Annotated in this window: 19 protein-coding genes and 1 riboswitch; of the genes, 14 read left to right on the plus strand and 5 right to left on the minus strand. The window is 73.3% G+C overall.

Translation table 11 applies throughout. From position 1 onward, the window contains the following. The first annotated feature begins 207 nt into the window (after positions 1 to 207). The 9 genes from ACNKF0_RS11710 (at position 208) to ACNKF0_RS11750 (ending at position 8,685) form a co-directional block, all read left to right on the plus strand. Complete coding sequence (locus tag ACNKF0_RS11710; RefSeq protein WP_416958489.1) at positions 208 to 3,084, plus strand: Na+/H+ antiporter subunit A; 2,877 nt, start codon at positions 208 to 210, stop codon at positions 3,082 to 3,084. Next, positions 3,081 to 3,578 (plus strand): Na(+)/H(+) antiporter subunit C, encoded by a 498-nt coding sequence (locus ACNKF0_RS11715; RefSeq protein ID WP_416952316.1) that lies wholly within the window; start codon positions 3,081 to 3,083, stop codon positions 3,576 to 3,578. Before ACNKF0_RS11710 ends, ACNKF0_RS11715 begins: the two co-directional genes overlap by 4 nt. Next, positions 3,575 to 5,269, plus strand: coding sequence for a Na+/H+ antiporter subunit D (locus ACNKF0_RS11720; protein ID WP_416952318.1), 1,695 nt, complete (start codon positions 3,575 to 3,577; stop codon positions 5,267 to 5,269). The genes ACNKF0_RS11715 and ACNKF0_RS11720 overlap by 4 nt, the downstream gene beginning before the upstream one ends. Then, complete coding sequence (locus ACNKF0_RS11725; RefSeq protein WP_416952320.1) at positions 5,266 to 5,826, plus strand: Na+/H+ antiporter subunit E; 561 nt, start codon at positions 5,266 to 5,268, stop codon at positions 5,824 to 5,826. Before ACNKF0_RS11720 ends, ACNKF0_RS11725 begins: the two co-directional genes overlap by 4 nt. Further along, on the plus strand, positions 5,823 to 6,128 hold the full coding sequence (locus ACNKF0_RS11730; RefSeq protein WP_299928338.1) for a monovalent cation/H+ antiporter complex subunit F: 306 nt from the start codon (positions 5,823 to 5,825) through the stop codon (positions 6,126 to 6,128). The genes ACNKF0_RS11725 and ACNKF0_RS11730 overlap by 4 nt, the downstream gene beginning before the upstream one ends. Continuing rightward, positions 6,125 to 6,490 (plus strand): monovalent cation/H(+) antiporter subunit G, encoded by a 366-nt coding sequence (gene mnhG, locus ACNKF0_RS11735; protein WP_416952322.1) that lies wholly within the window; start codon positions 6,125 to 6,127, stop codon positions 6,488 to 6,490. The genes ACNKF0_RS11730 and mnhG overlap by 4 nt, the downstream gene beginning before the upstream one ends. Before the next feature lie 24 nt (positions 6,491 to 6,514). Next, positions 6,515 to 7,354 (plus strand): aldo/keto reductase, encoded by an 840-nt coding sequence (locus ACNKF0_RS11740; protein WP_416952324.1) that lies wholly within the window; start codon positions 6,515 to 6,517, stop codon positions 7,352 to 7,354. 38 nt (positions 7,355 to 7,392) lie between these two features. Then, positions 7,393 to 8,109 carry a peptidylprolyl isomerase gene (locus tag ACNKF0_RS11745; protein WP_299928329.1) on the plus strand — a complete coding sequence of 239 codons (717 nt, stop codon included), beginning with the start codon at positions 7,393 to 7,395 and terminating at the stop codon, positions 8,107 to 8,109. Positions 8,110 to 8,223: 114 nt separating this feature from the next. Further along, positions 8,224 to 8,685: a GyrI-like domain-containing protein gene (locus ACNKF0_RS11750; RefSeq protein WP_416952327.1), complete on the plus strand. Its 462-nt coding sequence runs from the start codon at positions 8,224 to 8,226 to the stop codon at positions 8,683 to 8,685. On the opposite strand, the gene ACNKF0_RS11755 is transcribed toward ACNKF0_RS11750, so the two are convergent. Both ACNKF0_RS11755 and ACNKF0_RS11760 read right to left on the minus strand, forming a co-directional pair. Further along, positions 8,675 to 9,106 carry an OsmC family protein gene (locus tag ACNKF0_RS11755; protein WP_299928323.1) on the minus strand — a complete coding sequence of 144 codons (432 nt, stop codon included), beginning with the start codon at positions 9,104 to 9,106 and terminating at the stop codon, positions 8,675 to 8,677. The two genes, ACNKF0_RS11750 and ACNKF0_RS11755, sit on opposite strands and share 11 nt — an antisense overlap. Before the next feature lie 85 nt (positions 9,107 to 9,191). Next, complete coding sequence (locus tag ACNKF0_RS11760; protein ID WP_299928320.1) at positions 9,192 to 9,335, minus strand: hypothetical protein; 144 nt, start codon at positions 9,333 to 9,335, stop codon at positions 9,192 to 9,194. Between the two features lie 172 nt (positions 9,336 to 9,507). Here ACNKF0_RS11760 and ACNKF0_RS11765 point away from each other — a divergent pair, with 172 nt between their 5' ends. Genes ACNKF0_RS11765 through ACNKF0_RS11785 form a run of 5 tightly spaced genes read left to right on the plus strand, consistent with a single transcriptional unit; the run spans position 9,508 to position 17,554 of the window. Further along, on the plus strand, positions 9,508 to 10,338 hold the full coding sequence (locus tag ACNKF0_RS11765; protein WP_416952329.1) for a formate dehydrogenase accessory sulfurtransferase FdhD: 831 nt from the start codon (positions 9,508 to 9,510) through the stop codon (positions 10,336 to 10,338). A gap of 59 nt (positions 10,339 to 10,397) precedes the next feature. Next, on the plus strand, positions 10,398 to 11,582 hold the full coding sequence (locus tag ACNKF0_RS11770; RefSeq protein WP_416952331.1) for an exonuclease SbcCD subunit D: 1,185 nt from the start codon (positions 10,398 to 10,400) through the stop codon (positions 11,580 to 11,582). Continuing rightward, positions 11,579 to 14,563 carry an AAA family ATPase gene (locus ACNKF0_RS11775; RefSeq protein ID WP_416952333.1) on the plus strand — a complete coding sequence of 995 codons (2,985 nt, stop codon included), beginning with the start codon at positions 11,579 to 11,581 and terminating at the stop codon, positions 14,561 to 14,563. The genes ACNKF0_RS11770 and ACNKF0_RS11775 overlap by 4 nt, the downstream gene beginning before the upstream one ends. Positions 14,564 to 14,621: 58 nt before the next feature. Next, positions 14,622 to 16,157, plus strand: coding sequence for a TldD/PmbA family protein (locus tag ACNKF0_RS11780; protein ID WP_416952335.1), 1,536 nt, complete (start codon positions 14,622 to 14,624; stop codon positions 16,155 to 16,157). Continuing rightward, on the plus strand, positions 16,157 to 17,554 hold the full coding sequence (locus tag ACNKF0_RS11785) for a metallopeptidase TldD-related protein (RefSeq protein WP_416952337.1): 1,398 nt from the start codon (positions 16,157 to 16,159) through the stop codon (positions 17,552 to 17,554). The genes ACNKF0_RS11780 and ACNKF0_RS11785 overlap by 1 nt, the downstream gene beginning before the upstream one ends. Before the next feature lie 12 nt (positions 17,555 to 17,566). On the opposite strand, the gene ACNKF0_RS11790 is transcribed toward ACNKF0_RS11785, so the two are convergent. The 3 genes from ACNKF0_RS11790 to ACNKF0_RS11800 form a co-directional block, all read right to left on the minus strand. Next, entirely contained in the window at positions 17,567 to 18,856 is a 1,290-nt protein-coding gene (locus tag ACNKF0_RS11790) for a serine hydrolase domain-containing protein (protein ID WP_416952339.1), read from the minus strand. 1 nt (position 18,857) lies between these two features. Further along, on the minus strand, positions 18,858 to 21,626 hold the full coding sequence (gene gcvP, locus ACNKF0_RS11795; protein ID WP_416958491.1) for an aminomethyl-transferring glycine dehydrogenase: 2,769 nt from the start codon (positions 21,624 to 21,626) through the stop codon (positions 18,858 to 18,860). A gap of 159 nt (positions 21,627 to 21,785) precedes the next feature. Then, a riboswitch (glycine riboswitch) is annotated at positions 21,786 to 21,892 on the minus strand. 93 nt (positions 21,893 to 21,985) lie between these two features. Next, positions 21,986 to 22,552 carry a MerR family transcriptional regulator gene (locus ACNKF0_RS11800; protein WP_416958492.1) on the minus strand — a complete coding sequence of 189 codons (567 nt, stop codon included), beginning with the start codon at positions 22,550 to 22,552 and terminating at the stop codon, positions 21,986 to 21,988. Positions 22,553 to 22,578: the final 26 nt, after the last annotated feature.

Genomic DNA, 22,578 nt, shown 5'->3' on the forward strand with positions numbered 1-22,578 from the left:
CGGCCCGCGACTCAGCAGGCCGCAGCGGCACCCCTGACGCTCCTCGTGCCATATCGCCGATAACTGACATTATGTCAGATAGCGTGGGTCCGGGGCTTACACCGGTGTGATCCGCACAGATGGGGTCCGTCCCCCATCTTTCCCGTGCGGGCTCTCGATAGGTTTGCCGCACCGCCAGATCGACGACGAGGACCACCGCCTGTGCTGATGCTGATCGCCGCGCTGTTCGCGGCGGCGGTGATGTCCCCGTCGCTGCTGCTGCGCGCCGGCCGACGTGCGTTCCTGGCGATCGCGCTGGTGCCGCTCGCCGGCACGGTGTGGGTCGCCGCCCAGGGCGTCGTCGTCCGCGACGGCGAGACCCTGCTCGAGGTCCGCCCGTGGGTCGGCAGCCTCGGTCTCGACCTGGCCCTCGCCATGGGCACCCTCCAGTGGGTGATGGCGCTCATCGTGCTGGGCATCGGCACGCTCGTCCTGGGCTACTGCGCGGCCTACTTCGGCGACGACGAGCCGGGCGTGCCCCGCTTCGGCGGCGTCCTCGTCGCCTTCATCGCCTCGATGCTCGGCCTGGTCCTCGCCGACGACCTGCTTCTGCTCTACGTCTTCTGGGAGCTGACGACGGTCTTCTCCTTCCTGCTGATCGGCCACGACTCCGAGCGGCGGGCCAGCCGGCGCGCCGCCATCCAGGCGCTGGTCGTGACCACGTTCGGCGGCCTGGTCCTCCTCGTCGGCGCCCTCGTCGTCGGCCGCGCGGCCGGGACGTTCCGGATCACCGAGATCCTGGCCGACCCGCCCGGTGGCACCGCCGTGACGGTCGGGGTCCACCTCCTGCTGGTGGGTGCCGTCAGCAAGTCCGCCCTGCTCCCCTTCCACTTCTGGCTGCCGTCGGCCATGGCGGCGCCGACGCCCGTCAGCGCCTACCTCCACGCGGCGTCGATGGTGAAAGCAGGCGTCTACCTCGTCGCGCTGCTCGCCCCCGCGTTCGCCGGCGTCGCGGGCTGGCGCACGGTGCTCCTGGTGCTCGGCCTCACCACGATGGTCCTCGGCGGGGTCCGCGCGCTCCGCCAGCACGACCTCAAGCTGCTGCTGGCCTACGGCACCGTCAGCCAGCTCGGCTTCCTCGTGCTCGTCCTCGGTGCCGGCACCCGCAGTGCGATGCTCGCCGGCCTCGCCCTGCTCGTCGCCCACGCCCTGTTCAAGGCGACCCTCTTCCTGGTCGTCGGCATCATCGACCACAGCACCGGCACCCGCGACCTGCGCGAGCTGACCGGGCTCGCCCGCCGGCTCCCCGTCCTCGCCGTGACCGCGACGCTCGCCGCCGCGTCGATGGCAGGCCTCCCCCCGCTGCTCGGCTACGTGGCCAAGGAGAGCGTGCTCGTCGCGCTCGTCGACATCGCCCGCGAGGGCGACGGCACCGGGATCGGTACGACGACCGGGTGGCTGCTGGTCATCGGCGTGATCGTCGGCTCGATCCTCACCGCCGCCTACTCCGCACGGTTCGTCTGGGGGGCCTTCGGCACCCGCGAGGTCGATGCCCCGGTGGCGGTCCACTCCCCCTCGCCGGCGTTCGTCGCGGCGCCCGTCGTCCTCGCCGTGCTGTCCCTGGTGCTCGGGCTGCTCGGCGCACCGTTGACGACCCTGCTCGGCCGCCAGGCAGAGGCGTTCCCGGCCGGAGCCCACGAGCCGGAGCTGACGTTGTGGCACGGCCCGGGGCTTCCCCTGGTCCTCACGCTCGTCACGCTCGCTGCGGCCTCGGCCTTGTTCGTCGCCCGGGAGCCCGTCGCCCGCGCCCAGGCGGCGCTGGCCCACGACTGGAGCCTGGAGCGCGCCTATCGCGGTGGCATGCGCGTGCTCGACCGCACGGCGGTGGAGGTGACCGGTGTCGTGCAGCGCGGCTCGGCCGCGGCGTACCTCGCCGTCATCCTGGTCGTCCTCGTCCTGCTCCCGGGATCGACCCTCGTCGGGAACCTCGACGGCCTCCGGGTGACGGCGTGGGACAACCCGGCGCAGGCCGTCGTCGGCCTCGTCATCGTCGCGTCGGCGGTGTTGACCGCACGATCGCGGCGCCGCATCCGCGCCGTCCTGCTGGTCGGCGTCACCGGCTACGGCACGGCCTTCCTCTTCGTCCTGCAGGGCGCGCCCGACCTCGCGCTGACCCAGGCGCTGGTGGAGACGCTCACCGTCGTGGTCTTCGTCCTGGCCCTGCGCCGGCTCCCGGAGTACTTCACCGACCGCCCGCTGAGCCGCCAGCGCTACCTGCGCATCGCGCTCGGCGTCGCGGTCGCCGTCGTCACGGCCGGCTTCCTGCTCGTGGCGGGTGCCGCACGCACCGCCGACCCGGTCTCGCTGGCGCTGCCGGAGCAGGCTCTGGAGTTCGGCGGCGGCGGCAACATCGTCAACGTCATCCTCGTCGACACCCGCGCCTGGGACACGCTCGGCGAGCTCGCCGTGCTGGTCGCCGCGGCCACGGGCGTCGCCAGCCTGGTGTACGTCAACGCCCGCGGCGCTGACATCCGCCGCGTCCACGACATCCCGTACCCGGCCGGCGTGAAGAAGGTCGCCACCGCGCCCGGTCGACGCGCCTGGCTCCCCGGCTCACGCACGCTGCCGCCCGACAAGCGCTCGATCATCTTCGAGGTCATCGTCAGGCTGCTCTTCCACACGCTGGTCGTCATCTCCATCTACCTGCTCCTCGTGGGCCACAACGAGCCCGGCGGCGGCTTCGCCGCGGGCATGACCACCGGCCTGGCCCTCGTCGTGCGCTACCTCGCCGGGGGTCGCTACGAGCTCGACGAGGCCGCACCCGTCGACGCCGGACGCCTCATCGGGGCCGGCCTCGCCGTCGCGGCGCTGGCGGCCCTCCTGCCGATGGCCTTCGGGGGCGTGGTGCTGCAGTCGGCGGTCATCGACGTGCACCTGCCGCTGCTCGGCGACCTGCACCTGGTCTCGTCGGTGCTCTTCGACGTCGGCGTCTACCTCGTCGTCGTCGGTCTCGTGCTCGACCTGCTGCGCGCGCTCGGCTCGCACATCGACCGCGACATCCAGCGCGCCAGGCGTGAGGCCGTGGCCGAGGCGGAGGCGGCATGAGCGTCAACCTCACCCTCGTCCTCGTCGCCGCGTCCCTCCTCGGCTGCGGCGTCTATCTGGTGCTCGAGCGCAGCCTGTCGCGCGTGCTGGTCGGGATCGTGATGATCGGCAACGGCGTCAGCCTGTCCTTCATGGTCGCGGGCGGGCCCGCCGGACGCGCCCCGATCGTGTCGAAGGGCGGCGACACGACCGGTCTCACCGACCCCCTCCCCCAGGCGATGGTGCTGACCGCCATCGTCATCACGCTCGCCACCACGGCGTTCGTGCTGGCCATGGCCTACCGCAGTTGGCAGCTCAACGGCCACGACGACGTGCAGGACGACATCGAGGACGACACCATCCGCCGGCTCGCCCTCCGCGACGTGACCTCCGAGGCCTACGACGCGACGACCTCGGACTACCCCGGTGACGACTCCAGCGGCGACCCCGGGCAGGGCCCGGACGACGACCCGCTCGCCGCCGATGCCGCCGAGATCGAGAGGAGGACGACGTGAACTCCCTCGTGCCTCTCCCCGTGCTCCTGCCGATCCTCGGCGCAGGCGCGTCCCTGGCGCTGCTGCACCACCCGCGCATCCAGCGGTGGCTCAGCCTCGCCGTGCTCGGCTCCGTCGTCGCCGTGGCGGCGGTGCTCCTGGTGCAGGCGGACCGCCACGGCCCGCAGACCGTGTGGATCGGGTCGTGGCCGGAGACCCTCGGCATCGTCCTGGTCGCCGACCGGCTCGCAGCGCTCATGCTGCTCGTCAGCGCCATCGTGACCTTGGCGGTCCTCGCCTACTCCGTCGGGCAGGGCATGACCGAGGACGAGGAGGGCGCCCCGATCTCGGTCTACCACCCGACCTTCCTCGTGCTGGTGGCCGGCGTCGCCAACGCATTCCTCGCCGGCGACCTGTTCAACCTGTTCGTCAGCTTCGAGATGCTGCTGTTCGCCAGCTACGTCCTGCTGACACTCGGGGGGACGGCCGCCCGGGTGCGCGCCGGCACCATCTACGTGCTGGTCAACCTGCTGTCCTCGACCCTCTTCCTCATCAGCCTGGCGGTGACGTACGCCGCCACCGGGACGCTCACCCTCGCCCACCTCGCACAGCGGCTCGCGGAGCTGCCCGACCACGTGTCGCTCATGATCCAGCTCCTCCTGCTCACGACGTTCGCCATCAAGGCGGCCGTCTTCCCGCTGTCGCTCTGGCTCCCGGACAGCTATCCCACCGCACCCGCGCCCGTGACGGCGGTCTTCGCCGGCCTGCTCACCAAGGTCGGTGTCTACGCCATCCTGCGGATGCAGACCCTGCTGTTCCCCCACAGCCCGCTCACCGACCTGCTGCTGTGGGCCGCCCTGCTCACGATGATCATCGGCATCCTCGGCGCGATCGCCCAGTCCGACATCAAGCGCATGCTGTCCTTCACCCTGGTCAGCCACATCGGCTACCTCATCCTCGGCATCGCGCTCGACAGCCGCACGGGCACCGCGGGCACGACCTTCTACGTCGTCCACCACATCACCATCCAGACCGCGCTCTTCCTGGTCCTCGGCCTCGTCGAGCGGCGCGCCGGCAGCACGGCGCTCATGCGCATCGGCGGGCTCGCCCGGATCGCCCCGGTGCTGGCTGTCCTGTTCTTCGTGCCGGCGATGAACCTCGCCGGCATCCCGCCGTTCTCCGGCTTCATCGGCAAGGTCGGGCTGTTCCAGGCGGCGCAGATCGACGGCAGCCCGCTTGCCTGGACCCTCGTCGGCGCCGGCGCCGCCACGAGCCTGCTCACCCTGTACGCCGTCGCCAAGACGTGGGCGGTCGCGTTCTGGCGCACCCCGCGCGAGGCCCACGAGGCGCTCGAGGCGATCGGCGGCGCCGCGGCCGACCCGGTGCCGGGCCACGACACCGGTGCGGTCCACCAGCACCGCGGGCACGTCCACACCGCCGCGGGCACCGTGTCGCGCAGGGACATCGAGGAGGCCCGCCGGCTCGGCGACGACGACGAGCCCGATCGCGACTTCCACACCCTGATCGAGGCCGGGGAGGACGCCCGCCGCTCCCCCCTCGGCATGCTGCTGCCCGCCGGCGCCCTCGTCGCGGCCAGCGTGCTCCTGTCCGTCGTCGCCGGGCCGCTCTACGCGCTGGGTGACCGGGCCGCAGGGGACCTGCACGAGCGCACCCCCTACCTCTCCTCCGTCCTCACCGAGGAGCACCCGTGAGCCCGGTGATGCGCACCCGCCGCGACGGGTCCACGCGCCCCGCCCGGCATCGCGCCGTCCAGCCGCTCGCGGTCGTCTGGCTGCTGCTGGTCTGGCTGGCCCTGTGGGGCGCCGTCACGCCGCTGCTCGTCGTCGGGGGGGTGCTGGTGGCCGTGCTGGTCTGCCTGACCTTCCCGCTGCCGCCGGTCGACCTCGGGTCGGCCGTCCGCCCCCTTCCGCTGCTCGGCGTCGTCGCGCACTTCCTGCTCGACGTGGTGCGCGCCAGCATCCAGGTCGCGGGCGTCGTCCTGAGACGGCGCCCGGTGCGCAACGCCGTGGTCGCGGTCGACCTCGAGACGAAGTCCGACTTCCTGATGACCCTGGTGGCCTCGATGCTGTCGCTGATCCCGGGGTCGGTCGTCGTCGAGGCCCGCCGGTCCACCCACACGCTCTACCTCCACGTCATCGACGTACCGGACGCGGAGGCCGCCGACGAGTTCCGCCGCACCGCGCTGGACCTCGAGCAGCGCCTGCTCCGCGCGCTCCCGCCCCGACCGACCGACCGGGAGCGCCCATGACCCTCGTGCTCGTCGTCGGCGCCGCGCTGCTCACAGCAGCCGCCGCGCTCCTGCTCGTGCGCCTCACCATCGGACCGACGATCCTCGACCGGAGCGTCGCGCTCGACGTCCTCGTGGCGGTGACGGTCTGCGCGACGGGCCTGTACGTCGCCCACTCCGGCGCGACGTACGCGCTGCCGATGCTGGTGGTGCTCGCGGGCTGCGGCATGGTCGGCGCGGTCAGCGTCGCCCGCTACGCCAGCCGCAGCGACGACCTCGAGGCTGCCGATCGCGACGACCCGGGCACGGGCGGTGCGCGATGAGCTGGACCCAGGTCGCCGACCTCGCCGCCGCCGTGTGCATCCTCCTCGGCGCGCTGCTCGCGCTCATCGCCGCCATCGGCGTCGTCCGCCTGCCCGACCTGCTGACCCGGATGCACGCCGCCACCAAGCCGCAGGTCCTGGGCACGGTGCTGGTGATGACCGGGGTCGCCCTCCGCCTGCGCGACCCCGGCGTCGTCGGCATGCTCGCGCTCATCGTGCTGCTGCAGATGGCCACCAGCGTGGTGTCGAGCCACATGGTCGCCCGGGCCTCGTTCCGCGCGGGGCAGGTCCGCCACGACCTGCTCGTCGTCGACGAGCTCAGCGACGGACCTGCCCACGAGGAGCCGCGCGGCGCGCCCTGACCCGGGTGCGCCTACCGTGAGGGCATGGCCCACATCCCGACGTACGACCTCAACGACGGCACGAGCATCCCCGCGATCGGCTTCGGCACCTACCCCCTGCGCGGGGACGACGGCACCGAGGCGATCCGCACCGCCATCGAGGCCGGCTACCGGTTGGTCGACACCGCGGTGAACTACGACAACGAGGTCGAGGTCGGCGAGGCGATCCGGCGCTCGGGGGTGCCGCGCGACGAGCTGGTCGTCGCCAGCAAGATCCCGGGCCGCCACCACGCGTACGACGACGCGATCCGGTCCGTGCGCGAGTCGCTGGACCGCCTCGGGCTCGAGCGCACCGACCTGCACCTCATCCACTGGCCCAACCCGAGCCAGGGCACGTACGTCGAGGCGTGGCGGGCACTCGTGCAGCTGCAGAAGGACGGCCTGGTGCGGTCCATCGGCGTCTCCAACTTCACCGAGGAGCACCTCGCCCGCATCATCGACGACACCGGCGTCACGCCGGCGGTCAACCAGGTCGAGCTGCACCCGCGCTTCCCGCAGGAGCACATGCGCGAGGTGCACGAGCGGCTCGGCATCCGCACCGAGGCGTGGAGCCCGATGGGCAAGCGGCGGGCGCCGCTGGAGGAGGACGCCGTCCGCGCGGCCGCCGAAGCACACGGCGTCTCCCCCGGCCAGGTCATCCTGCGCTGGCACGTCCAGCTCGGCTCGCTCCCCATCCCCAAGTCGGCCGACCCCGGCCGCCAGGCCCAGAACCTCGACGTCTTCGGCTTCGAGCTCAGCGACGAGGAGGTGGCCGCGATCTCTGCGCTCGCCGAGCCCGACGGGCGGCTCTTCGGCGGCGACCCCGACACCCACGAGGAGATGTGACGCCGGGACCTGGAGGGGCGCTGGCTACCATCACCGGCATGCTGAAGCGACTGGCCACTGTGGCCGCCTGCCTGTCCGTCCTCGCCCTGTCTGCCTGCGGCAACGAAGCGGACGGGTCGGACACCGCGTCCGACCCCTCGTCCGAGACGTCCAGCGAGTCGTCGGGCGAGTCGTCGGAGGCCTCGGGCGAGACCACCACGTGCGAGTACCCCGAGGACGGCCAGGAGCCGGCGCGCGAGGTGGAGGCCCCGGACGCCGAGGCCCCGTCGGAGGGCACGGTGCCGGCGACGATCACCACCAACTTCGGCGACATCGGCCTCACCCTCGACGCGGCCACCGCGCCGTGCACGGTGAACTCCTTCGTCTCGCTGGCCGAGCAGGGCTTCTACGACGACACCCCGTGCCCGCGCATCGGTGACCAGGAGGGCTTCGGCATCCTGCAGTGCGGTGACCCGACCGGCACCGGCTCCGGCGGCGCCGGCTACTCCTTCGCCGACGAGCTGAGCGGCGACGAGACCTACCCGGCCGGCACCCTGGCGATGGCCAACGCCGGGCCCGACACCAACGGCTCGCAGTTCTTCCTGGTGTTCCGCGACTCGCAGTTCGCCCCCAACTACACCGTCTTCGGCACCATCGACGAGACCGGCCTGGAGACCATCGACGCGATCGCGGCCGAGGGCAACGACAACGCCCACCCGGCCGGCGGCGGCGCGCCCAACAAGGACGTCACGATCGAGAGCGTCACGATCGGCTGATCGGTCCGCTCGCCCGCGAGGTCCGCAGGGCGGGAGGGTCCCGGTCGGCGATCCTCGGGCGGGTGGGACCTTGGGCCCTCCCGCCCGCCACCCGGGTCGCGCAGGGTCGGTGCCATGGAGCACGAGATCACCGTGGTGGACCTGGCGGAGCAGCCGACGGCCGTCGTGAGGGGCCCGGCGTCACCGGACAGCATCTCCGACGTCCTCGGCCGCGCCTTCGAGGCCGTCGCCCGCGCAGCCGCCGACCAGGGGCGCCGACTCGCCGGTCCCCCGTTCGCCCGTTACCGCACGATGGACGCGTCGGGCTGGGACCTCGAGGCCGGCTTCCCGGTCGACGCACCGCTCGTGGCAGCCTCCGAGGTCGAACCGTCCAGCCTCCCGGCGTGCCGGGCGGCGCGGCTGGTGCACACGGGGCCCTACGACACCCTCGGCGAGGCGTGGAGCGAGGCGTCGACGTGGTTGGAGGAGCACGGCTACGTCGCGACCGACGCTCCCTGGGAGAGCTACCTGGACGAGCCCGCGGTGGCCGAGCCGCGCACGCTCATCCTGATGCCGTGCACCCGGGTCAGCGGCTGACCGTCTCGTAGGTGATCCCGGCGCCGAGCTGCACGGTCCGCGAGACCGTGCAGAGCCGGTCGCGCGACATCTCGATCGCCGCCTGCACGCGGTCGCGTGCGGCGTCGCCGTCCGGGCCCTCGGGGAAGTCGACGTCGAAGGACAGCCGGAGCCCGGTGAGGTGGTTGCCGTCCGCGTCCCGCACCTTGTGCCCCTCGGCGTGGACGTCGAAGGTCGTGCTGGAGGTGCGCTTGTGGGTGATCGCCTCGACGTCGAGCGCGCTGCACCCGGCGATGGCAGCGAGCAGGAGCTCGACCGGCGTGAAGTCGGGGTCCTCTCCCCCGGTCCCGAAGAAGGTCTCACCGCCCCGGGCGTTGGTCGCCTTGAACCGGGTCGGCCCGATGCGGGTGAGCTCGACGCTGCGCAGCGTGTCGTCCGTCATGACGAACACCCTGCCAGAGCGCAGGCTCCGACAGGGTGCTCGGTCCCCGACGGTGGGGTCTCCGCGAACGTCCTGCTGAGGGGGGTCAGCGGATGGTACGACGCGCGGCGCGCCGGGCACGGCGCTCCTCACGGCGGGCGATCTCCACGTGGCGCAGGAGGGCGCGGTCCTGGGCGGAGCGCGCTCGCGAGTCGACGAGGCTGAGAGCCAGGTGCAGCTGCGGGTTCATGGAGATCTGTCCTTCCGAGGGCATCCGGCCCTCCCGTGGTGAGCAACTGGTGTAAGAACTAACCGCTCCGTTGCGGCTCTTACATCCTACGGATCAGTAGCATCCGGCCGGGCATCCTCGAAGGGGTGATCTCGGCCACCAGCCGGAGCCGGTCGCGGGCTAGTGTCGAGGCGTGACGACCGAGCGAGTGCGACGTCCCGGGCCCTCGGTCCGGACGCGGGTGGTGGAGCACGGTGACGGCTCCGAGGTGCGCCGCGAGGACCGGCTCATCACCGAGGAGCCGCTCGAGATCCGGGTACGCTCCGGGTCGCTCGCACCGCAGCGGGCCTGGGTGACGATGCGCACGCCCGGACACGACTTCGAGCTCGCCGCCGGCTGGCTGGTCAACGAGGGCCTGGCCGCGCCTGCCGCGATCGCCCAGGTCGCCTACTGCACGGACGCGGACCTCGCTCCCGAGCAGGAGTTCAACGTCGTCACCGTCGCCGTCGCCGGCACGACCGCGCTGCCCCACCGGCACGAGGCCTCGTCGGCAGGGTCGTCGGCCTGCGGCGTGTGCGGCAAGGACAGCGTGCTGGAGGCGCTGGCCACCCGGACGGCACGTCCGTGGTCGGGTCCGCGCCCCGACGCGTCCGTCGTACGACGGCTGCCGGAGGCGCTGCGTGAGCGCCAGACACTCTTCGCGCGCACCGGCGGGGTGCACGCGGCCGGGCTGGCCGACGCCGACGCCGACGGCATGCTGTCGGTCGTCCGCGAGGACGTCGGGCGGCACAACGCCGTCGACAAGGTCGTCGGCGCGAGGGTGCTCGCCGGTGAGCCGCCCGCCGCCGCGTGCCTGGTGCTCAGCGGACGCGTCGGGTTCGAGCTCGTGCAGAAGGCCGCGGCCGTCGGCATCGGCTCGATCGTGGCGGTCGGGGCACCGACGAGCCTGGCCGCCCGGCTGGCCGCCGAGGCGGGCATCGACCTGTGGGGCTTCACCTCCGCAGGGCGCACCGTGCGCTACTGACCGGACCCGGGCGGCGTGGTGGACCCGCCCTGTCGGTGTCGCGATCTAACGTTCGTCACGTGCGCATCCTCCACACCTCCGACTGGCACCTGGGGAGGTCCTTCCACCGCGAGGACCTCCTGGGCCACCAGGGTGCGTTCGTCGACCACCTCCTCGAGGTCGTCGCGCAGGAGGGGGTCGACGTCGTCGTGGTCTCGGGCGACGTCTACGACCGGGCTCTCCCCCACGTCGACGCGGTCGCGCTGGCCGACGACACGTTCGCACGGCTCGCCGCCTCCCGCGCCCGGGTCGTGGTCAGCAGCGGCAACCACGACAGCGCCCGGCGCCTGGGCTTCGGCTCGCGGCTGATGGACGCCGCCGGTGTCTTCGTCCGCACCGACGCGTCCTCGGTCGGCACCCCCGTCGTGCTCGCTGACCGGCACGGCGACGTCGCGATCCATGCGGTCCCCTACCTCGACCCCTCGGCGCTGCTCGAGCCCTGGGGCCTGGCCCGCCGCAGCCACGAGGCCGCCCTGTCGGAGGCGATGACCCGGGTCCGCGCCGACCTCGCCGCACGCCCCGCCACCACTCGCAGCGTGGTCCTCGCCCACGCCTTCGTGGCGGGGGCGACACCGTCGGAGTCCGAGCGCGACATCAGCGTGGGCGGCGTCTCCCGGGTCGCGACCAGCGTGTTCGACGGCATCGACTACACCGCGCTCGGCCACCTGCACGGCCCGCACGTCCTCGGCGAGCGACTGCGCTACTCCGGCTCCCCGCTGGCCTACTCGTTCTCCGAGGCCGACCAGGTCAAGGGCTCGTGGCTCGTGGACCTCGACGCCGCCGGCTTCGCGTCCGCGACCTGGATCGACGCCCCGGTGCCGCGCAGGTTGTCCCGGCTCACCGGCACGCTGGAGGCGCTGCTGGGCGACCCCGCGCTCGCCGCGCACGAAGGCGACTGGGTGCAGGCCACCCTCACCGACGAGCGGCGCCCGTTGCGCGCGATGGAGCTGCTGCGACGCCGCTTCCCGCACACGCTCGTGCTGCAGTTCCCCACGCCCGCCCCTGACGTCCGCACCCCGCCGCGGCCGGCAGCCGGCACCAGCGACCACGCGATCGCGATCGACTTCGTGCGCCACGTCCGGGGGTCGATGGCCACACCGCAGGAGTCGGCCCTCCTGCGCGAGGCCATCGACGCCTGCTGCCACGACCCCGACCAGGACGTCCTCGTCGGTTCCCCCGACAGCGCGACGGGCGGTGCCGCGTGAGGCTCCACCACCTCCGCGTCGTCGGCTTCGGCCCGTTCGCCGACCCCGTGTCGATCGACTTCGACGCGCTGTCCGATGCCGGCCTCTTCCTGCTCAGCGGCCCCACCGGGGCCGGCAAGTCCAGCATCCTCGACGCGGTCTGCTTCGCGCTCTACGGCGACGTCCCGGGCGACCGCTCCGCAGCCAAGCGGCTGCGCTCCGACCACGCCGCTGACGACGTCGCGCCCCGCGTCGTCCTGGAGGCCACGCTGTCCGGGCGACGGTTCCGCATCGACCGCTCGCCCGCATGGACCCGACTCAAGAAGCGCGGCACCGGCACCACCACCGAGCAGGCACGTGTCGTCATCGCCGAGCGGCGCCCGGCCGACGACGGCCAGCACCTCTGGCACCCCCTCAGCACCCGCCTCGACGAGACCGGCCACCTCGTCACCCGGCTGGTCGGCATGACGCTGCCGCAGTTCTGCCAGGTCGCGATGCTCCCCCAGGGCCGGTTCCAGGCGTTCCTGCGTGCGCGGTCGGAGGAGCGCCACGCGCTGCTCCAGCAGGTCTTCCAGACCGGTCGCTTCGACCGCACCGAGCGCTGGCTGCGCGACCGCCGCGTCGCCCTGCGACGCGACTCCGAGACCCACCGCAGCACGGTCGCCGACCTGGTCAGCCGCGTGAGCGAGGTCGGCGACGACCAGGCCCCCGACGACTGGCAGGCCGACCCCGCCGTCCTCGACGGCTGGGCCACCGGGCTGGGTGAGGCCGCCGCGTCGGCCTCGGCCGCCCAGGCGACCCTGACGGAGACGCTGGCGGCGGCCGAGACCGCTGCGGCCGTCGCCGAGTCCGCGGGCGTCGAGCCTCGCGGCGCTCCAGGCCACCCACGACGCAGCCCGGCGCGACCGGGACGCGCTGGATGCCGCCGGCCCCGAGCACGCGGACCGGGTCCGGCGCGCCGATCGGGCGCAGCGCGCCGCCGCGGCGCGTTCCTCCACGACCTCGCCCTCGCATCGAGCACCGCAGCCGACGAGATCGAGCGGCGGCACCACGCGGCCCTCGCCGAGCTCGCCGAGCTGGTGGGCGCGCCGACGACCGACGATGACGCTGTGGCCGAGCACCACCGCGCGGCCACCCGCGTCCTCGACGACCTCGCACGGGTGCGTCCGCTCCGCCGACAGGCTGCCGAGCTCCAGGCCCGGCTCGACCGCACGACTGCGGCCCGCCACGAGGTCACGGCCGAGCTCGACCGCCTGGCGGTCCGCGAGCAGGAGGTGCCGCAGTCCCTGGCCGACCTCGAGCCCCGTCTCACCGCCGCCCGCGACGCGGCCGCGGAGGTCGCGACCCTCGACCGCGAGCTCGAGGTCGTCCGGTCACGGGTGCTGGCCGCCCGGTCGGCCGAGGAGCTCGCCACCGAGCTCACGGCCGCCCAGCTCGACCTCGCGGCGGCGACGCAGACGCGGCTCCTCGCCCGCGAGGCCCTCGTCGAGATCCGCGAGCAGCGGCTGGACGGCATGGCCGCCGAGATCGCGCGCAAGCTCGCCGTGGGTGCGTGCTGTCCCGTGTGCGGCTCGGCGGACCACCCCTCCCCCGCCGCCCCCGCGTCAGGCGCCCCCGACGAGGCGACCGAGCGTGACGCCCGTCGGGAGGTGGACGACCTCGAGGTCGTCGTGGAGGCCCACGCCCAGCAGGTGCGGGGGCTCGAGACCCGCCTCGCCACCGCCCGCGCCGAGGCCGGAGACACGATCGACCGGCTCGTCGCCGCGGAGGCTGACGTGCTGACGCGCGCCGCCGCGGCGCGGGCCGCTGCGGCCACCGTCGCGCCCCTGGTCGCGCGGCACGACGCCCTCCTCCTCGAGCGCGACGACCTCGCGCGCCAGCGTGACGCACTCACCTCGTCCGCGGCGCAGCTCGACACCGAGACCGCTGTGCTCGACGCGCGCCTCGAGGCGTTGGCCGAGCAGGTCCGAGCAGTCGTGCCCGACGACGCCGACCTCGACGCGCTGACCGCGCACCACCAGCAGGTCGAGGACCTCGCCCGGCGCTGCACCGACACGGCCGCCGATCTCCGACGCGCACGCACCACGGCCGAGAGCACCCAGCAGGCCGCGGACCGGGCGGCTGCCGACGCGGGGTTCGTCTCCTCGACCGAGGCAGCGGCCGCCTGGCTCTCCGACGCCGACCTCGCCGCCCTCCTCGCGACGATCGACCGGCACGAGCGCGAGCTCGCGCGCACCGCGGAGCTGCTCGGCGACGACGACCTCGTCCGGGCTGCCGCCGCGCCGGCGCCCGACCTCGTGATGCTCGCCGACGCCCACCGGCGCGCCGAGGAGGCGGCAGCGGCGGCACGCCACCGTGACCTCGCCCTGCGCGAGCGCGTGCACCGCCTGGGCGGCCTCACCGGTGAGGTCCGCAGCGCCCTCGACGCGTGGGCTCCGGTCCGCTCCGACCTCGACCTGGTCGCCGACCTGGCGGCGCTGGTCGAGGGCAAGCACCCCGACAACCGCCACCAGATGCGTCTGTCCGCCTACGTCCTGGCCCACCGCCTCGGGCAGGTCGTCGAGGCCGCCAACCTGCGTCTCTCCACGATGAGCGACCGGCGCTACTCCCTCGTCCACACCGGACAGCGCGGTGCGGGTGAGACCCGCGGCGGACTCAGCCTGCTCGTCCGCGACGACTGGACCGGCGACAGCCGCGATCCGGCGACCCTCTCGGGCGGCGAGACGTTCGTGGTCTCGCTCGCGCTGGCGCTCGGGCTCGCCGACGTCATCACCCAGGAGGCGGGCGGCGCCGACCTCGACACGCTCTTCGTCGACGAGGGCTTCGGCTCGCTCGACGCCGAGACCCTCGAGGACGTGATGGACACCCTCGACACGCTGCGCGACGGCGGCCGCGTGGTCGGCGTGGTGAGCCACGTGCCCGAGCTGCAGACGCGCATCCCCACCCAGCTGCGGGTCCACCGCGGTCGCACCGGCAGCCACACCTCGCTCTCCCTCGCCTGACCCACGACACCGGAGTCGCTGCCGCTCGTCCACGCGCGGCTCGGCTAGGTTCGTCCCCATGAGTGCGCCCGGGCTCGACCCGACCTTCAGCGACCTGCCGCACCGCCGGCTCGGCGAGGTGGCCCTCGCCCGGGCCCAGGAGCTCGGGGCCAGCCACGCGGACTTCCGGTTCGAGCGCAACCGCTACCAGTACCTCGGCGCACGCGACGGCGTCCTCCAGACCGCGAGCGACGCCGAGGACCTCGGCTTCGCCGTCCGCGTCGTCCACCGCGGCGCGTGGGGCTTCGCCGCCGGCATCGTCCTGACCGACGACGAGGCGCGCCGGGTCGCCGAGACCGCCGTCGCGGTCGCCCAGGTCGCCGCGGCGATGACGACGACTGCGGTCGAGCTCGCCCCCGAGCCGGTGCACGACGACGTCACCTGGGTGTCGGGCTACGACGTCAACCCGCTCGACGTACCCACCCCGGAGAAGGCGGCCCTCCTCGTCGACTGGACCGAGCGGCTGCGCACGGGCGCGGCCGTCGCCCACGCCACGGCCTTCCTGCAACAGGTGCAGGAGAACAAGTACTACGCCGACCTCAGCGGCACCCGCACCACGCAGCAGCGGGTGCGCCTGCAGCCGGGCTTCGAGGCCACGGGCGAGGACGACCAGACCGCGATCTTCGACTCGATGGCCTCCATCGCACCGCCGGTCGGACGCGGGTGGGAGTACCTCACCGGGTCGCACTGGGACTGGGACACCGAGCTCGCCGAGGTCCCCGAGCTGCTCGCCGAGAAGCTCAAGGCCCCCACCGTGGAGGCGGGCACCTACGACCTCGTCGTGCACCCCTCGAACCTCTGGCTGACCATCCACGAGTCCATCGGTCACGCCACCGAGCTCGACCGCGCGCTGGGCTACGAGGCCAACTACGCCGGCACGTCCTTCGCGACCTACGACAAGCTCGGCAACCTGCAGTACGGCTCCCCGGTGATGAACGTCCGGGGTGACCGCACGCAGGAGCACGGTCTCGCGACGGTCGGCTACGACGACGAGGGCGTCCAGACGCAGGAGTGGGACATCGTCCGCGACGGCGTGCTGGTGGGCTACCAGCTCGACCGCTCCATGGCTCACCTCAAGCCGGAGCTTGCTGGGCTCGATTCAGGGCAGGGCCGGTCCAACGGCTGCGCGTACGCCGACTCCCCCGGCCACATCCCGATCCAGCGGATGGCCAACGTGTCGCTGATGCCCGGTGCCGACGACCTCGGCACCGACGACCTCATCTCGCGGGTCGAGCGCGGCATCTACGTCGTGGGCGACAAGTCGTGGTCGATCGACATGCAGCGCTTCAACTTCCAGTTCACCGGCCAACGGTTCTACACGATCACCGACGGCAAGCTGGACGGGATGCTCCGTGACGTGGCCTACCAGGCGACCACGACCGACTTCTGGGGCTCCATGGAGGCCGTCGGCGGTCCCGGCACGTGGGAGCTGCACGGCGCGTTCAACTGCGGCAAGGCCCAGCCCGGGCAGGTCGCCGCCGTCAGCCACGGCTGCCCCAGCGCGCTGTTCCGCGGCGTCAACATCCTCAACACCCTCGACGAGGCGGGCCACTGATGACCTCCACCCGGCACACTCCGCAGCAGCTGGTCGAGCACGCACTCGCGACCTCGACCGCCGACGACTGCATCGCGATCGTCCGCGACGTCACCAGCGCCAACCTCCGCTGGGCCAACAACACGCTGACCACCAACGGCGTGATGACCGAGGTGTCGGTCACCGTGGTCAGCTTCGCCGCCGTCCAGGGCGGCGTCGCGACGGGCTCGGTGTCCGGCAGCGCCTCGACCCCCGAGCAGGTCACCGCTCTCGTGGACGCCGCTGACGCCGCCGCACGGGCCGGCTCGCCGGCGGAGGACGCGGCCGACCTCGTGTCCGACGCGACCTCGCCCGACTGGGACACCGAGGCGGAGACGACCGACATCGGGGTGTACGACGCCTTCGCACCCGCCCTGGGTGAGGCGTTCGTGCAAGCCACCGCCGAGGACCGGTTGCTCTACGGCTTCGTCAACCACGACGTCGCCACCACCTACCTCGGGTCGAGCCGCGGACTGCGGCTGCGACACGTGCAGCCGACCGGCCACTACGCGTGCACCGGCAAGGACACCTCGCTCACCCGCAGCGCCTGGACCGGTGGTGCGACCCGCGACTTCCGTGACGTCGACGCCGCGGCGATGGCCGCGACGGTCGCGCAGCGGCTCGCCTGGGCCGAGCGGCGCATCGACCTCCCCGCCGGGCGGTACGACACGATCCTGCCGCCGTCGTCGGTCGCCGACCTGATGATCGACGCCTACTGGGGTGCCGGCGCGCGCGTGGCCCACGAGGGCGAGTCGGTCTACAGCCGCCGCGGCGGCGGCACCCGGATCGGTGACAAGGTCGCCGCCCCCGGCGTCAGCCTGTTCTCCGACCCGGCCTACCCCGGGCTCGAGTGCGCCCCGTTCGCCATCGCCGGGGCGTCCGACAACACCGACTCGGTCTTCGACAACGGCCTGCCGCTCGAGCGCACCGACTGGATCCGCGACGGCCTGCTGACCGGGCTGCTCCAGACCCGCCACTCCGCCGGGATGACCGGCCAGCCGGTCACCCCGATGATCGACAACCTCGTCCTCGAGGTGGGCGACGGTGCCGGCACGGTCGAGGACATGGTCGCCGGCACGCAGCGCGGCCTGCTCCTGACCTGCCTGTGGTACATCCGCGAGGTCGACCCGCAGACGATGCTCCTCACCGGGCTGACCCGCGACGGCGTCTACGTCGTGGAGGACGGGGAGATCGTCGGCGCGGCCAACAACTTCCGCTGGAACGAGAGCCCGATCGACCTGCTCAACCGCTTCAACGCCGCGACCGCGACCGAGCCGAGCTTCAGCCGCGAGTGGGGCGACGACTACTTCTCCCGCACCGCGACCCCGGCGCTGAGGATCCCCGACTTCAACATGTCGAGCGTGTCCCAGGGCGTCTGAGGCGGGCTCGGGTCAGCGCGGGTGCCCGCCCGGCACGTCGACGTCCGGGTCGTAGGGTGTGCGGGTGTAGACGAACGTCGCACACTCGAGGTGGTGGACCGACCCGTCGGGACGGCGTACGACGTCGAGCCGCTCGCCGCGGTGGTAGCCCGAGACGCCGACGAGCGTCCCCCCGTGGACCGGTTCGAAGCGGTCGGTCACCACGTTGCCTCGTGCCATCGCGCGCAGCTCGAGCCCGTCGTTGTGCCAGCGGACGTCGTAGGCCGTGTTGCCCCAGAACCACACCCCCGGCACGCCGTCGGCCTCGCGCGGGACGGCGACGGTCGGGCGCCACGGAGCCGGTCGTGCGTCCTCGGCGTCGGGGTCGCCGTCGATGAGCGAGACGGCGAGCTCGCGCGGGTCGATCCCGGTGGTCGCGTTGGCCAGCACCACCGCTCCGATGCCGCTGTCGGGGTCGACGTGGAGCGCCGCCAGGAAGCCCGGCATCGAGCCGTTGTGCCCGACGAGCCGTCCCCCGGGGTGGATGCCGAGCATCAGCCCGAGTCCGTAGTCGGGCGTGACGGGCCGCTGCATCTCCGCGAGCGAGGACGCCGCGAGCAGGTCGGGACGGGCCCCGCCGAGCACCTGGCCCCAGGTCACGAGGTCGGCGAGCGTCGACCACAGCTGTCCCGCTGGAGCCATCGCCCCGGTGTCGGTGAGCGGCTCGTGGACCCGGACACCCGTGAAGTGGTCGACGCTCCAGCCGGGCTGGGCTCCGGGACGCGGCAGGTACGACGTCGCCCGCATACCGAGGGGCCGGAGCAGCCGCTCGCTGATCAGCGAGCGCCACGGAGCCCCGAACCGGCGGGCCACGACCTCGCCGAGGAGGCCGTAGCCGAGGTTGGAGTAGTGGAACCAGGCACCCGGGGGCGCGACGCGGCCGCGTCCGTCGTTGGCTGCGGCCAGGGCGGCGAAGTCGCCACCGCGGGTGCGCTCCCACCACGGTCCCCGGGGCTCGCTCTGCATGCCCGACGAGTGCGCGAGGGCGTCGCGGATCGTCACCTCGCCGTAGCCGACGTCGCCCAGGTGGGCGGCGAGCGTGTCGTCGAGGTCGAGCAGCCCCTCGTCGCGGGCCTGCACGACCAGGACGGCCGTCATCGTCTTGGTGATCGAGCCGATCCGGTACTGCCCGTCCAGTCCGGGCGCCTGCCCGGCCCCGCCCGCCCACACCGCGCCGTAGCGGTCGAGGACCGCACCGACCACCGAGGTCAGGCGCCCCTCGGCCTGCGCGACGTCGAGCAGCCGCTGGCGCTGGTCACTCATGTCAGTCCTGCGCGAACGCCTCCGGCGGCGGGCACGCGCACACGAGGTTGCGGTCGCCGTAGGCCTGGTCGATGCGGGCCACGGGCGGCCAGTACTTGTCGGGGTCGATCCCGCCCGGGAAGACGCCGACCTCGCGCGAGTAGGGGCGGTCCCAGTCGCCGACCAGCGCGCGGGCCGTGTGCGGCGCGTGGCGCAGCGGCGAGTCCTCGGGGCTCCACTCCCCCGCCTCGACGCGGGCGATCTCGGCACGGATGGCGATCATCGCGTCGCAGAACCGGTCGATCTCGGCGAGGTCCTCCGACTCGGTGGGCTCCACCATGAGCGTCCCGGCCACCGGGAACGACATCGTGGGTGCGTGGAAGCCGTGGTCGACGAGCCGCTTGGCGACGTCGTCGACGCTCACCCCACTGGCCTTGGTGATCCCCCGCAGGTCGAGGATGCACTCGTGGGCGACGAGGTCGCCGTGGCCGCGGTAGAGCACCGGGAAGTGGCCCTCGAGCCGCGTGGCGATGTAGTTGGCCGACAGGACCGCGACGGCGGTCGCCCGGGTCAGACCCTGGGCCCCCATCATCCGGATGTAGGCCCACGTGATCGGCAGGATGCCGGCCGAGCCGTAGGGCGCCGCGCTGATGGGGCCGATGCCCTGCCGCTTGTCGGTCTCCGGGTGCCAGCCGTGCGAGGGCAGGTACGGCGCCAGGTGGGCGCGTACGGCGACCGGGCCGACGCCCGGGCCACCGCCGCCGTGCGGGATGCAGAAGGTCTTGTGGAGGTTGAGGTGGGACACGTCGCCACCGAACTCGCCCGGACGTGCCCAGCCGAGGAGCGCGTTGAGGTTGGCGCCGTCGACGTAGACCTGTCCGCCGTGGTCGTGGACGATCTTGCACAGGTCGGTGATGGTGTCCTCGTAGGCCCCGTGGGTGGAGGGGTAGGTCACCATGATCGCGGCGAGCGTGTCGGCGTGCTGGTCGCACTTGGCGAGCAGGTCGTCGAGGTCGACCGAGCCGTCGTCGGAGGCCTTCACCACGACGACCTTCATCCCGGCCATCACGGCGGACGCCGCGTTGGTGCCGTGCGCGGACGACGGGATGAGGCACACGTTGCGGCCGCCGTCGCCGTTGGCCACGTGGTACCCACGGATCGCCAGCAGGCCGGCGAGCTCGCCCTGGGAGCCGGCATTGGGCTGCACCGAGACCTTGTCGTAGCCGGTGACCTCGGCCAGCCACCGCTCGACGTCGTCGACGAGCTCGCGGTAGCCGGTGGCGTCCTGGGCGGGTGCGAAGGGGTGCAGGTCGGCGAAGCCGGGCAGGCTGATCGGCTCCATCTCGGTGGTGGCGTTGAGCTTCATCGTGCACGACCCGAGCGGGATCATGCCGCGGTCGAGGGCGTAGTCGCGCGAGGACAGCCGGTGCAGGTAGCGGAGCATCTGCGTCTCGCTGTGGTGGGAGTTGAAGACCTCGTGGGTGAGGTAGTCGGTGGTGCGGCGCAGGTCCTCGGGCAGGCCCGAGACGGCGTCGTCGCCACCGGGCGCGACACCGAACGCACGCAGCACGGCCGCGACGGTCGACGGGCTGGTGCGCTCGGACGTCGACAGGCCGACGTGGTCGGCGTCGACGAGCCGCAGGTGCAGCCCGACCTGGCGGGCGGCCGCCACGACCTCGCCGGCACGGCCGGGCACGGCCACCGTCAGGGTGTCGAACCACGTGTCGTTGACGACCTCCGCTCCCCCGGCCCGCAGCGCGTCGGCGATGCGGCTCGCGTGGTCGTGGGTGCGCTGGGCGATCCGGCGCAGCCCCTCGGGGCCGTGGTAGACGGCGTACATCGAGGCCACCACGGCCAGGAGCACCTGCGCGGTGCAGATGTTGGACGTGGCCTTGTCGCGACGGATGTGCTGCTCACGCGTCTGGAGGGCCAGGCGGTAGGCCGGGCGGCCCTCGGCGTCGACCGACACCCCGACGAGGCGCCCGGGCAGGTGCCGCTCGAGGCCGGCCGCCACCGACATGAAGCCGGCGTGCGGGCCGCCGTAGAAGAGGGGTACGCCGAAGCGCTGGGACGAGCCCACCACGACGTCGGCGCCGAAGGTGCCGGGGGCCTCGAGCAGCGCGAGGGCGAGGATGTCGGCCGCCACGACCGCCAGGCCACCGCGCTCGTGCGCGGCGTCGATGACCGGCCGCGGGTCGCGGACCGCGCCCGAGGCGCCGGGGTACTGGACCAGCACGCCGCAGAGGTCGCCGTCGGGCAGGCCGTCGGCGAGGTCGGCCACGACGACCTCGATGCCCATCCCCTCGGCGCGGGTGCGGACCACGTCGATCGTCTGCGGCAGCGCGTCGGCGTCGACGACGAACGGACCGGTCGCGTTGCGCTGCGCGCGACGTACGAGCGTCATCGCCTCGGCAGCGGCGGTGCCCTCGTCGAGCAGCGAGGCGTTGGCGGTGGGGAGGCCGGTCAGGTCGGCCACGACGGTCTGGAAGTTGAGCAGCGCCTCGAGGCGGCCCTGGGAGATCTCGGGCTGGTAGGGCGTGTAGGCGGTGTACCAGGAGGGGTCCTCGAGCACGTTGCGCCGGATCACCGCAGGCGTGATGGTGGCGTGGTAGCCCAGCCCGATCATCGCCTCCGCCGGGCGGTTCTGCGAGGCCAGGGTGCGCAGTGCGCGGGCCGTCGCCTCCTCGTCGAGCGGGTCCGGCAGGTCGAGCGCCGCGGCCGAGCGGATGCCGCCCGGCACCGCGGCCGTCATCAGCGACTCGAGCGACTCGTGACCGATCGCCTCGAGCATGTGGGCGACGGCCGCGTCGTCCGGACCGATGTGGCGGGCGACGAACTCGCCCAGCGAGTCGGCGGGGCCGGCGGCGGTCGGGGTGGTGTCGGGCACGAGGGCTCCTGAGGTCGCGACGCTTGACCTCCCCCTCTGTCAGCCCGGTGACCTCCAGAGTGCCAACCCAGTGCGGTCCGGGTGCCTGAGAGGTTCCGGGGAGGAATTGCCCCTTCGGCGCACGACGTCCGGTCGGGGACCGTGCGCCGCGACTCTCCCGCATGGGATGTCGGCGGCACCGAGTCTAGCGGGAGGGCCCCGAAATGCCCGAGGCCGCCCGGTGGACGGGCGGCCTGTGGGTGGAACGGGAGGGTCGGGTGGGGTCAGCCGGTCTGCCGCGCGGCGCGACGGGCGGCGAGCTCGTCGCTGGGCGACGGCGCGGCCTGCTCCGCGGTGCGCTCCGACGGCAGCGCGGCGAGGGTGCCCTCGATCTCGCGCCAGACTCCGCCGATGGCGATGCCGAAGACGCCCTGGCCGCCCTGGAGGAGGTCGATGACCTCGTCGTTGCTGGTGCACTCGTAGACCGAGGCGCCGTCACTCATGAGGGTCACGCGGGTCAGGTCGTCGGTGCCCCGCTCGCGGAGGTGGGCGGTCGCGGTGCGGATCTGCTGCAGCGAGATGCCGGCGTCGAGGAGTCGCTTGACGACCTTGAGGATCAAGATGTCGCGGAAGGAGTAGAGACGCTGCGAGCCCGAGCCGGCCGCGCCCCGCACGCTGGGCTCGACGAGCCCGGTGCGCGCCCAGTAGTCGAGCTGGCGGTAGGTGATGCCGGCGGCGTTGCACGCCGTCGGGCCGCGGTAGCCGGTGTCGCTCGGGAGGGGCGAGACGTCGTCGTCGAAGAGCAGGCCCTGCTCCTCGGCGAGGTCGGTCGCCTCGGCCGCAGCCTTCATGCGGGCGGCGTCGGCGCCGTTCTCGT

The sequence above is a fragment of the Nocardioides sp. T5 genome (genome assembly GCF_048161455.1).
GTDB lineage: Bacteria > Actinomycetota > Actinomycetes > Propionibacteriales > Nocardioidaceae > Nocardioides.